The sequence below is a fragment of the Evansella sp. AB-rgal1 genome (genome assembly GCF_041820985.1).
Taxonomy (GTDB): domain Bacteria; phylum Bacillota; class Bacilli; order Bacillales; family Salisediminibacteriaceae; genus Evansella.
Map to the genome: position 1 here is coordinate 1 of NZ_JBGUAU010000041.1, position 13,576 is coordinate 13,576.

6 protein-coding genes are annotated in these 13,576 nt (G+C 34.6%); 3 read left to right on the forward strand and 3 right to left on the reverse strand.

Translation table 11 applies throughout. The features are described from left to right. The 3 genes from ACERII_RS23365 to addB form a co-directional block, all read right to left on the reverse strand. Nucleotides 1-2,963 (reverse strand): AAA family ATPase (locus ACERII_RS23365; protein WP_373645393.1); only part of this gene is annotated, 2,963 nt, incomplete at its 3' end. Nucleotides 2,964-2,994: 31 nt separating this feature from the next. Further along, nucleotides 2,995-6,720, reverse strand: coding sequence for a helicase-exonuclease AddAB subunit AddA (gene addA, locus ACERII_RS23370; RefSeq protein WP_373645394.1), 3,726 nt, complete (start codon nucleotides 6,718-6,720; stop codon nucleotides 2,995-2,997). Beyond that, complete coding sequence (addB, locus tag ACERII_RS23375) at nucleotides 6,710-10,231, reverse strand: helicase-exonuclease AddAB subunit AddB (RefSeq protein ID WP_373645395.1); 3,522 nt, start codon at nucleotides 10,229-10,231, stop codon at nucleotides 6,710-6,712. The genes addA and addB overlap by 11 nt, the downstream gene beginning before the upstream one ends. A 192-nt stretch (nucleotides 10,232-10,423) precedes the next feature. Here addB and ACERII_RS23380 point away from each other — a divergent pair, with 192 nt between their 5' ends. The 3 genes from ACERII_RS23380 to rarD all read left to right on the forward strand — a co-directional run bounded on the left by ACERII_RS23380 (nucleotide 10,424) and on the right by rarD (nucleotide 13,567). Then, entirely contained in the window at nucleotides 10,424-11,482 is a 1,059-nt protein-coding gene (locus ACERII_RS23380; RefSeq protein ID WP_373645396.1) for an FUSC family protein, read from the forward strand. A 65-nt stretch (nucleotides 11,483-11,547) separates the two neighbouring features. Next, the gene (locus tag ACERII_RS23385) at nucleotides 11,548-12,573 is read left to right on the forward strand and encodes a phosphotransferase enzyme family protein (protein ID WP_373645397.1); all 1,026 of its coding nucleotides are present in this window, start codon (nucleotides 11,548-11,550) and stop codon (nucleotides 12,571-12,573) included. Between the two features lie 28 nt (nucleotides 12,574-12,601). After that, entirely contained in the window at nucleotides 12,602-13,567 is a 966-nt protein-coding gene (rarD, locus tag ACERII_RS23390; protein WP_373645398.1) for an EamA family transporter RarD, read from the forward strand. Nucleotides 13,568-13,576 lie beyond the last annotated feature (9 nt).

The following is a 13,576-nucleotide window of genomic DNA, read 5'->3' on the forward strand; positions in this document are numbered from 1 at the left end:
TTCCTTCTAATATTTGCTTTTACTTCGGGGTCATGACTTATTACTCCAATTGAGAACAACGAATCGGAAGAGAGTTTTAAAAGTGCTGTAATAACAATAATACGTTTTTCGTGATCTAACGTTCCTAATCCTTCATCAATAAAAAAACACTGTAGTGGATGCTCCCCTTTTAACTGTATGCATTCATTGAAAGATATGGAAAAAGCTAAGGAAGTTAGGAACATTTCTCCACCTGATAACGAATAATATGGGCGTTTAACTCCTCCTTTTTCATTATCTCGAAATAGAAAAACCTCTGCAGTATCTACTTCCATTTCATAACGACCGCTAGTAAAAATCAATAAGTATTTCGATGCAAGCTTACTTACCTGGCTAAATAGCTCTTCGGCAACAAACTCATTGCATGCAGTAAGTCTTTTCGCAAACTCCTCTTTTTCATTCACAGATAAAAGAGACTCTTTTACAGAAGAAATAGAGGTAAAGGTTGATTTTCCAAGCTCTTCCTCCCACGAGTCTTTAGCAAGCTTATACTTTTGTTGTCTACGATTTACTATATCTGCTTGTATTGCAACTTTTTGCATAAGTTTGTTTTTCATATCATTACATTCATTCCAGAGAGTTATAGTTTCCTCATAGTTTTCGCGAAGAATACGTAATTGTCTTACTTTTTGGTCCATTACTGTATTAACGTTTTCATTACCAATAACCTGAGAAATTTCTTTCTCTAATTCGGTTATCCGTTGTCGATGGAAATTTAGTTTTAATTCATCATGTGTATATTTCACTTTCAGTTCATGAATTTCGTTTGAAAGGAATGCAATCTCATCTTGCTTTTCTAGGATAAATGGTACACTATTATCAATTCTTTTTCTTATGAATACTGCTTGTTCCTCTTTATCTTGAATTTCATCAATTTTCTTCTGCACTGTTTCTAGTGTTAGAGGAGAATAACGTTGCAACCAACTTTCTTTTTTACTCTTGAAGTCTTCTTTTAGGTAAGCCAGCTTCGATTTTCCTTTTGATATCTGTTCGTGAACGCGTTTCTGTTCAGAAGATGTTACTACATAGTTTTCTTTTTCTTCTTGATAATGAACAAGGATTGAGTCTATCGGTTTTATTAATTTTTCAATCGTTTCTTTTTCTTTAAGAAATAATCGATTTCGTTTATACCAAAGATCTTCTATCTCTTTTCGTCTCGTTAACTCAGTAAATGTAATGGACTCTCCATGTTCTTTTTCTTCATCGGGTAAACTAACTTTTCTTGTTAAATCATCGCTTAATCTAGCAGAAGTGTTATCCAATATCCACTTTAATCTTTCCAATTCACTTCTATGTGTCTGAACAGCTTCTATCATAGTTTCAACCCATGAGATGTCCTGTTGCTCCTCACTAACTGTCGTTTGGTCTTCCATAAACTCATGGTGATTGGCACCACAAACGAGGCAAGGTTTCCCAACAACAAGTTGCGTTCTTAAGTTTTCCACTAAAATCTGAAGATTTTCCTTTTCAATATCTATCTTAAAATTTCTTAAGAAATTTTGTAATAACGTACAATCTCTTTCTTCACTGGATATACGGTTGTACCAATGAAACATCTGTTGAAAACGTTTAGTTAAATTTTGCTCTATATCCATTATCGTTTGTCCATGCTCTTCGAGTTCCGATTCAACCTCATTATTTTTTCTGACCAGATTATGAATTTCTCTATCCATCTCCATATACCTTGTCAATGCCATATCTACATCTTGCATATTCTGCATCGCATCGAAAACTAATTGTTTTTCTTTTAATCCTAATTCTACATTTGCTAACTTTTGTTTTAACTCAAGCTGCTTTTGCTCATACCATTTTCGTTCTTCAGTTGCTATTTTTAATAATTTCACCTTTTCTTCATAAGATGATTTTTTTTCAAGAAATTGTTTTTCTACACTAACCATATGTTGCATCTCTATCTTCACTGTTTCTTGTTGATGCTTTACTTTCTTCAGTTCCTCAATTTCTAGCTGAATAGCGGTCTCATTTTTCTCTTTTTTGCTTTCCGCTTCTAGAAATTGCAATTCTACATCTTCCACTTGATTTATATAGTCTGCTAAATCTTTTTCCGCTTGCTCTCGTTGCTTTTGTAATCTTTGCGTTTCTATGAAATTATTCTCTAATTCTTTCAAATAAGGTAATAATTTTTCAGCTTCCCTCGAATTGTCCATTTTAACTATCATGGATTCTATGTCTTGTTTCTTCTCTACTAGTAATGTATAAATGTTTTGTAACTCTTCCTTTTCTTTCTTTAACAATAGATATGCATTTTTTTGATCATCATTCGTTTTCATCGACCGTAAACGTTTCTCTTGGTTATCCTTTTCAATAAATTCAATTGACTGCTCGACTTTTGTATTATGAGATTTTAGATTTCTAATGAGACTTTTGTCGTATTTTTCAATATGGAACAAAGATAGTAGCAATCTTTTACGATTAGGTCCTTTTGCCAATAAAAATTCTGAGAAGTTCTCTTGTGGCAAAAAGACTGCACTAATAAAATCGTTGATGTTGAGACCTAACAATTCCTCTACTGCATGATTTACATCATCTTCCCTCTCAGCAAGTACAATAGGCTTGGAAGTAATATCAAGAAAACTACTTGATTCAGAATGAATAGTTATATCTCCTCTTCTTTTATACGTTCTCTCAACTACATATCGTTTTCTCTGCTCGTTTTGACCTAGCTGAAACATAAAAGATACAAATAAAGTATCTTCTCTATGATGTAGTATCCCATTTGTTTTATTTTCTGCACGGACAACCTCACCATATAGTGCTAACGTTATGGCATCGAGGATTGTGGATTTTCCGCTACCCGTGGGTCCGAATATGCCGAAAATCCCTTCCTCGCATAATGATTCAAAGTCTATCGTTTGTTTCTCTATAAAGCTGTGTAAACCTTTGATAATCAGTTTCAGAGGCTTCATCCCGTTCCCCCTCTACCATAAAAATTTTTCATCAATCAATATCATTCATGTTTACTTCGTGACCCCCATCAAAGAAGTAAACAATGGCTTCGTCGATAGACTCATTCCAACTTTTTTCTAGTGCTTCCTTATAAAGAGAGATTTGTAGACGATAGCGATCTACTAGAATAGGATATGCTTCTTGAAATCCCCCTTTAAAACGGTCTGTTATTGAATCCGTTTTGTAATCTAGTAATATTATTTTACCGGATTCATCTTTAAAAACGCAGTCAGCAACCCCCTGAATAAGAACTGTTTCATCTTCATTCTCTGTCCAATCAGGATACGCTTGTGATGAAGGAATTCCTAAACTAAAAGGGATTTCCCGCTCAACCCACTGTGCAGAGAGCAATCTCTTTCCAACATTGGAACCAAAAAATTGTTCCACTTGATCAATGTTTATCACTTCTGACTGTTCTTTCGTAATTAATTCGTTTTCAATCATAAAAAATATCTTTTCTTCAATAGATTCTACGTTAGGTTGACCCTGTAAAGATATATGTTGCATCATCGCATGCATAACTGTACCAGTTTCTGCTGATGTTAGTGATTTTTTTTGCAGAAACTTAGGTCTATCAGCATATTCCGATCGAAAACTACTACGGAATGGTTTTTCACTATATTCATCCATCAACTGGTGCTTTAAATCACTTACTGTTTGTTTAGAGCGATGTTTTGCTGCTTTCTCATATGGGTACTTCCAGTTTAAACGATGAAATACTTTCTCCTTTTCTTCTGACTGAAACGGAACTGGTTCTAACTTAGATATATACGTTTCAATCGTATCTTCCGCGCTCACTTTTTCTTCTTGAATACTTTGAATGTCTCCTTGTTCAACAATCGTTACATTCCATTTCGAATTGTCGTGATACACGTCATCAAAAGATATCAATTCATCTGGAAATAACGTTTCTTGTACAGACTTATGACGTAATACAGCTGGTCCAATCCAATCTAAATAAGTACTCCCTTTTTGTCTGTCTACTGCTGGAAGTAACCACTGTTGTTCATATCTAAATTCCTTCCACTTATCCAAAGTCTTTTCTATTTCATTCACAGTTCCAACGAGATAAAGCTTCTCTTTTGCTCGAGTTAGCGCTACATATAAAACTCGCATTTCTTCTGCTAATGCCTCAAGTTGCATTCGTTTTTTTATTGCTAGCTGAGGTAAAGATGGATATGCTACTCTCAATTTCGGATCAATGTATTTTGAACCAAATCCTAAATCTTTATGAAGTAAATAGGAACCTCGCATATCTTGCATATTAAATTTTTTGTTTGTTCCTGCAACGAATACAATCGGAAATTCTAACCCTTTACTTTTGTGTATCGTCATAATTCGAACAACATCTTCTTGTTCACCTAATGCTCTTGCTGTGCCTAGATCATCGCCTCTTTCCTGCATTCGTTCAATAAACCGTAAAAATCGAAATAACCCACGAAATGATGTAGCTTCATAGGACCTTGCTCTATCATATAATGCCCGCAAATTCGCTTGTCGCTGTTTCCCACCAGACATTCCACCAACATAATCGAAATACCGAGTTTCTCCATATATCTCCCAAATTAATTGAGATAAAGCACTAGTTCGCGCTCTTGATCTCCAACGCTCTAGATGCTCTATAAAGTGGCTTGCTTTTTCTTTTATTTCTACATCTGGTGATTGCTCTGCTGATTTTTTTAACGCATCATAATATGATCCGTGACGGTCTATAATTCGAACGTGAGCTAATTGTTGTTCATTAAAACCATAAATAGGTGATCGAAGTACAGACGCTAACGGAATATCTTGATACGGATTGTCAACAACCTTAAGTAATGACATCATGACCCGTACTTCTACTGCATCAAAATACCCCGTAGATAAATCAGCGTAAATTGGGATACCTTCTTTTTTACATTCATCCATCATTGTAGCTGCCCATGGCATGGACCGCATCAAAATAACGATATCCCGGTACATTACAGGTCTCGTTGTTTTTACATCTTTGTCATACACTTTATGCTGTTGTTGAATTAATTTTTTAATTTGCTTAATAATATATCGCGTTTCCATCTGAGATGTTTCTAAATCTTCTTCTAATGGTAGCTGGTCATCTGTGGGATCCTGCACTTCCAATGGGGTACCTTTGTTAATAATCGCTACTTCCGCCTCTAAGCCTGATTGATCTGGATAGTCTCTGTTTCCCAAACGTAATTCTGCATCTTCATCATAAGAGATTTCTCCTACTGTTTCATCCATAATTTGCCGAAACACATAGTTCGTTGCATCTAACACTTCACAACGGCTTCGAAAGTTTTTAGCTAAATCAATTCGCCACCCATCACAATTCTCTCCTTCTTTCTGAAACACCTTATATTTGTGTAAAAATAAAGAAGGTTCCGCCAATCGAAATCGGTAAATACTTTGTTTTACATCTCCAACCATAAAACGATTATTGCCCTTTGATAATAACGAGACAATTGTTTCCTGTACAAGATTTGTATCTTGATATTCATCCACTAATACTTCCACAAAATGTTCTTGAAATTCTGAAGCAGCACGTGTTGCTTCCATCGCTCCATCGTGATTCTTTTTACCAAGTATCGCTAAGCAAAAATGCTCTAAGTCGTTAAAATCTAATACAGCTTTTTCTCGCTTTTCCTCCATATATCGCTCAGAAAAAGCTTTTATTAATTCCACGATTTTTCCAACGGAGGGAGCCATTTCTTTTAACTCTTCCATGAATTCATTTGGTTTTTTTAGAAACAAATCGCTCTTTAGAGTCTCTACTTGTTTTTTTGCTGAATCACGTAATGATTTTGCTCGCTCTTTCAATTTTTCGTCCACAAGATCCTTTTTCGTGATTCTTTTTATTGTTTCAAAACCATTCTGTTGAAAACCGTTGTACATGTCGTTCCACGTTGATGCTTGTAATAAACTTTCTACATATCGAATGTCATCTTCCAATGTTTCACTATATTTTGCTGGTCCAGCAGGTTCCTTTGTTAATTCCATTGCTTTTGTTAACCAAGACAAGGCACCCTCTAGCTGTAACTTAACATCAGAAACTAATTCGTTCGTCCACGGAAGGTCTTCTAACGTTTCTACATTCTGTAACTCGTACGTTTTGACTATTTCTTCTAACCAGTAGTTAGGATCTGGATGTGATCTAGAGAAATCATATAATTTTCGAATAAGATTACGTAATGCATCATCACTACGATCCCCGCTATATTTATCTACTACCTGGAAAAAAGATTCATTATTTTCTCTTCCATATTCTTCTTCAAAAAGGTCATCTAGTATTTCTTCTCGAATCAATTCACCTTCTGTAGTATCTAGTAAACGAAAGCTAGGGTCTATTTGTATTTCATAATAGAACTGTCTAACAACTTTCATACAAAATGAATGAAGGGTAGAAATGTTCGCACGATTTAATAGTGTAAGTTGTCGACGTAAGTGTAACGATGTTGGTTGCTTTTGTAATTGCTTCTCAATAGCTTCCCCTATTCTATTTCTCATTTCAGCAGCGGCTGCATTCGTAAAAGTAACGATTAATAAACGATCTACATCTACTTGCTCATTCACAATTTTACGAATGATACGTTCTACAAGAACGGCCGTTTTTCCACTACCGGCGGCGGCTGCAACTAATATGTTATTACCTGAAGCATCAATTGCTTTCCATTGGTCATCTGTCCAAGTTACACCTTCTGGTTTTGGATTAATCTTCAACTATTTCCCCTCCTTCTTCCTCCATTTTATTTACAACATCTTTTTTATCTATTTTACCTAGACGGTTATAATCGTTTGTTTCTAAAGTAGGGTCAAATTGACAAACAGATGCAAAAGAACAATACGTACATGCTGTTTTTTGCTTTGTTTTCATTGGATTTATGTCAATTGCTCCATCTGTAATCTTTAAGCCTATTTGCTCTACTTTTTTTCGTAGATAGTTTTTTAATGTAATATACTCTTGATTAGAAATAACAGATGAATTTTTTGAGAAACCACCATCTTTTTTCAATTGTGCTGGAATGATATTGGAAGATTTGCCATCTTCTAAATGATTATCCATGAGTCGAGCTACTTCTGGATTCGCACTTATGAGTCCTTTCATTTTAAACTCTTTAAAAAGCGCTGCCTCTAGCTCGTCTACCTCCATCTTTTGTTGCGCTTGTATAAGTGGGTTATGCACATGAAAGTACAAAACTCCAGCTGGAGAAGCTTCTACTCCTAGCCACTTTTCTGAGAACGATACAACAACATCTAAATAGATGAGCATTTGTAACGAAAGACCATAATAGACCTCCATTAAATCTACATCTTTTTTACTAGATTTATAATCTATTACCCTCAGTAACACACCGTCTTCACTTTCAGCACGGTCAACTCGATCTATTCGACCGATTAACTCCATCGTACAACCATTCTCTAATTTAAACTGTAACGGTGGAAGTTCTTCATTAGGACCAAATGCAATCTCTAAGCCAACAGGTGAAAAACCGGATGATTTTGAATGCTCCGAAAGTACAGAAGATGCTCTTGCAACTACATCTTCCAACTTCTTTTTTATATAATTGTATCGGTTTGAACTGAGTAAAATTTCTCTTTGAATTTTCGGTGCTAATTCATTCACAATATGTTTTGCTAACTTTGCACACTCTTCTTTTGTTAACTGAGAAAAATCTCTACCATTTTTCTTTAAATGGTCTGCCATCCCCTTTAAAGCTGCATGAAATAATGTACCAATATCAGGAGCCTCTAACTTATACGTTTCTCTTTCCCGTAATGAAAGGCCGTAAGTAGCAAATTGCGCAAATGCACAGTTTTGATATTGCTCCATTCGAGAAACACTCGTCTGAATATGATCACCATATAATTCTCGACTTACTTGATTTGATAGTGTATTAGCTTTGTTTTCATAGAACAAACTATGAAGAACCTGCTTTGTTTGAAAATGCCAATTATTGTTCGATGCGTACCAATTATAGACATCCCACCAGTAGGTTGGTATAGAGTACCCTTTTTTCCAAGACTGTAGCTCAGACGCTACATAAGACAACGTCTTACGAGGGTTACTAATAAATTGAAATTGCTCCTCTACATCTGTATCCACTGGTTCATGAAACCATAGTTTCTCCTCCAGAGATGGGAACAGATCTTTTACTCTTTTTAAAATAATGGAAGGTTGTAGACTTCTCCCTTCCTCATCAGCTAATGGAAAAGTAAGATATAACCTTTCTGATGGTATGGATTGCGCCATATAAATAAGAAACGACTCATTCAACAGTTGCATTGTACTGCTTGGAGCCAAACTCATTCCATCTTTAGCTAGCTTTTCTCGTTCTTCCTCCGAAATAATTCCACCCTCGTTTGGCTTTGCTGGAATTGTTCCTTCATTTACACCTAACATAAATCCACAGCGAATATTTGTAAGACGAGAATGCTCCATGTCTGCAACAATCACTTGGTCCATAGCTGGTGGAATAATAGAAAATTTCAAGCCTTCTAATCCTGTATCTAACATGTTTCGGAACATAGAAAACGACATTGTTTCGTCTCCTGCCATTTCTACCATCTCATCCATTAGATCAATAATTGCCGACCAAACTTGATCATGTTCTCTTGAGCTTTGAAGATCTTCCTCGTTAAGAGACTTATCACGTAATATCTCTAGTTTCTTAGGAATGTCACACATTTCTAAATAATGATATAACACTTCACAACGTTCCATGAGTGAAGTTGCTTTCTTCATTTTTTTCTCAAGCCAAATTAATGGCGTTGTTAATTGGGCTCGCAATTCATTAATTTCTTTTTCAAATTTGTCCTCTTGGGCAGTTCTATTACGTTCCTCGTCCGCTGACGTTCGTACTCGCCGATATATCCAAGGATCCTTCTGAACCCATCTAGCTCCTTGTATACCATAGGAAAGAACATAATTTTCCAACTTATCCACTCTTTCTCGCATCATTCTTGTTGGTTCTGACAACGGAAAAAGCATATCGGTTTTAAAGCAACGAAAAACAGCTTCATAACGCCAATGTCCTTGAATTATCTCTAACGAGGAACGAATAAATTCAATCACTGGATGATTTAACATGGATCTCTTTTGATCCATAAATAAAGGTATGTTATATTCGGCAAACACAGTCTCAAGTAAATCCCCATAATCACTTGTATTTCGCAACAATAATGCCATATCCTGAAAACGATAGGACTTGTCTCTAACTAAGTGTAAAATCTCGCGCGCAACGCCTTCAACTTCACTTCGTCGGTGAACGGCTCCTATAACAAAAATCCCATCATTATCTACACTTTGTACAGTAGGTCTTACATCATAGTATTGCTCAAGATGTTTCAATGCATGAGATCGATATCGTAGACTATCTTTTAATATAACAGGCTCTTTTACATCCAATTTTAGCTGACGACAAGTGTGACGAATCTTTTGATAGGTTCTCGCTGTTTCAAAAAACAAATCTAGCTGTTGTAAATGTTCATCGATTTCGTAGTGTTTGTCTAATGTTAAAGAGAATGTTACATTTCTGCAATTTGAAACAAGCTGTTCTATTACAAGTAATTCTAAAGGTGTAAAACTATGAAATCCATCAACAATAACAGTAGCTTTATTCAGATAAGTTGACTTAGGAATTTGCTGTGATAATAATTTTAAATAGTCTTCTGATCCAAGATACTTTTCTGCCAATTCTCCTTGTAAGCGATTATAAATTATGGATATGTCGTGTAATTTTTCTTGAAGTATCTTTTCTTGCGGTTTTTTATCCTGTTTTTCTACTAAAGTATCGTATTTTTCTCGTAATGATTCAGATGTAATATCGTATCTTTTTAACTCTGAAATCATTTGTTCTAGTTGCTCGATAAAGCCATTTGTATCTGTTGTTTTTCCAAAAACCGAAAAATGTTGCTTTTCTGATTCGACAATCTTTCGCAAAACCATTTGTATACCAGTAGATTGTATATGCTGCCTAGAAATTCCCCCAGTTTCCTGAAGAGTTCGTAAAGCTAATCTAGAAAAACTTAACACTTGTACTCTCGTCATCCCTTTTTGTGTAGAGGATATTAATTGCATTTCTGATTGAAATGTCATTTGATCTGGTACAAGATATATGATTGGATCTCCTTGTGGGTTCTCTCTTGTTTTATGAAGCATTTCCTCTAACAATTTCGAGGTTTTTCCCATTCCTGAGCGTCCTAGTAAAAATGAAATGGACAAAAAACTCACCTCTCTCTTCTCTCACTGTTTGTCTGTTTTAATCTATCTCTGTCGAATTTCACTCCTGAATAATCATACCATAACAAGTACTATACCCTCTGTAAACAAACATGAAAATTCGTATTATAAATTTATCCAACAATGATATAATAAATCAATGAAACTACTTTCCGTAATATGATCATAATAGGTGGACTTCTTATGCGTACTTTTTATTATCGTTATATATATAATAATAGTTGGATCGGACAAAGGATTATTAAGACTGGTATTGCTGTTTTTATTACTGCTGCAATTTGCTTAAGGTATGATTTACCTGCTGTTTTTGCGGTTATTACCGCAATTGTTACATTAGAACCAACAGCATCTGATTCTATAAAAAAGGGAGTTGTCCGTTTTCCTGCATCTGCCATTGGGGCGGGTTTTGCTGTTTTATTTGTTTCATTATTTGGGAATTCCCCAGTAACCTTCATGTTAGCGGCAATATTAACTATAACTTTATGTCAAAAGTTAAAATTACATCATGGGACCCTCGTTGCAACTCTAACAGCAGTTGCTATGATACCAGACATACATGATCATTTCTTCTTAGCTTTTATAACAAGATTAGGAACTACTACAATCGGGCTAACGGTATCGACGTTAGTAAATTTATTAATCCTTCCTCCTAGATATGTTCCCTTCATAACCAATCAAATTAAAAATCATTATGAAGATATTCAACAAGTCTTTTCAGAAACCATTGAGCATTTAAAAAATAATGAGACCACATCAAAACAACGGGAAATTCCTTTCTCCAGTTATATCAGTTTGAGACGATCTATTGAAAAAACGCAAGAGATGACTAATTATCAAGAGCTTGAATGGAAATATCATCGAATTAATCATGGGGAATTTCGATTATTAAAATCTTTGAAAAGACAACTAAACATATTACAAAAAATGAGTCTTCATTTAGGGAATTTACAATATATAGATAAAGATATTGACTTTACAGATTATGAGATGGTTTTACTGGATCGTGCATCTTATTTTATTCGTTCTTCTTTAAAGAATCTGCAAGAGGAAATGTCCGATGATCATTATTATGTTATATACGAGCTCGATCAGTATTTAAAATATGATTATAGTTCTGGTCATCGCAAAGACCCTGAATTTTTCCATCATTTCCATGCAAAAACCGTTGTATTTTATGAAGTACTATCTTTTCACGATTGCTTAGAAGAACTTCAACATCATTTAAATCGACCTGATAGTTAATTTTTTTGTATCCTTTCGTTTTATTTAGCGTCTATTTAATCATTATTCAAAGAGGAGTAGATTATATGAAAAAGGAAGCAATCGGAAGTTTTTCGACGGATGTATTACATTCAGCTGCTAGATTATATAATATTAGTCATACCACATTAAAAGAACTTGCAGGCTTTGAAAATTTCATTTATGGAGGAATGATAAATGAAAAGGAAGTAGTGCTTCGTTTATGCCATTCCACACACAGGAATATGAAACAAATTGAAGCAGAACTTGATTGGCTATTATTCTTGAAAAATAATGGTGCTGCTGTGTGCGGACCTGTTTTTTCAAATAATAATTCATTAGTAGAAGAAGTAATAGCGACTGATCAATCATCATTTTTTGTAAGTGTTTTCGAAAAAGCAAAAGGAAAGCAAATTATACTAGAGGAAAATCGAGATAATACAGCACTTTTTTATAATTGGGGAAAATCAACTGGTCAATTACATAAAATTACAAAACAATATACACCCTCCCCTTCCATAAAAAAGAGAGATGATTATATGGAAATGTCTAGTACTGTCTTTGCCACTTACTTACCAGATGACGGCGATGTTAAGCAGGAAGTTACAATGCTTTTTGATGAAATTACTTCCTTACTTAAAACAGAAGAGACATACTTATTAACTCACACTGATCTTCATTCAGGCAATTTCTTCTATGATAATGATCGGTTGTGGATATTTGACTTTGATGACTGTTCCTATCATTATATTATTCATGACCTTGCGATGCCACTGTACTATTCAACGTGGCAGTTTAACGAAACGGAAGACGAGAAAACAATATTTGCAAATAAATTCATGACAACCTATGTTGCTGGCTACTTATCTGAACAGAATCTACCACTTGAAGAATTGAAAAAGCTTCCTTTATTTATGAGATTAAGAGATTGTGATTTATATGCGATACTTCATTTTGAATGGGCAGATAAGCAGCTTAATGAAAAACAAAAAAAACTACTGTTAGATATGAAAGAACGGATTTTATCACGAAAACCTGTAGTAGATTTAGATTATGAAGAGGTTTTACGAATTGCAAAACAATTTGAAAAGTAAAATGAAATTACACTAAGGAGATCGTTGAATGATAGATTCATCTCAAAAATGGGGAACACTTTCAGGAACAAGTGCTTACTTACTATGGGGAACGTTACCTATTTATTGGAAATTGTTGGAACATATCGTACCACAGGAAGTTCTAGCACACCGAATCATATGGTCGTTCGTATTTATGATACTTATTTTCATCGTTACAAAAAGGAGTAATCACTTTATAAGTGAGTGTAAAAGTATTATAAAAAAGCCACAATTACTAATAGGAATGGTACTTGCTGCAGCATTAATAAGTGTTAATTGGTACACGTTTATTTGGTCTGTTTCAAATGATCAAGTATTACAAGCTAGCTTAGGTTATTATATTAATCCCCTTGTCAGTGTCTTATTAGGAGTTGTATACCTAAAAGAAAAATTATTAAGAATACAATGGTTTTCTGTAATTCTTGCTTCTATTGCAGTAATTATCTTAACAGTTTCATTAGGTACTTTTCCAATTGTTGCAATAACTCTTGCTGTAAGTTTTGGTTTATATGGACTTATAAAAAAAGTTGTTTCCGTAACTGCAATGAATGGTGTTGCTATTGAGGCTTTGTTAGTAGTACCCATTGCACTCTCATTTTTAGTATATCAACATGGTATATCTCCGACCGTAGTTTATATGGATGATATGAAAACATTTTTCTTACTAATCGTATCTGGTGCCGCTACGGCTGTTCCACTCATTTTATTTAGTATTGGTGCAAAACGGATCCCGTTATCTTTATTAGGTTTTCTTCAATATATTGCACCGACGATGATGTTACTGTTAGGTATTTTTCTCTATAATGAGGTATTTACGGAGACACACTTTTTTTCTTTCACCTTAATCTGGGTTGCTCTTCTTGTATTTACACTTAGTCGTATAAGATTTAATAAAAGAAATCTGTTAAGAGAGAATGCAGTATCTGTCACTGCATTAACGGAATCTGAACCATTGAAAAAGGTACATCCTTAATATTGTGAT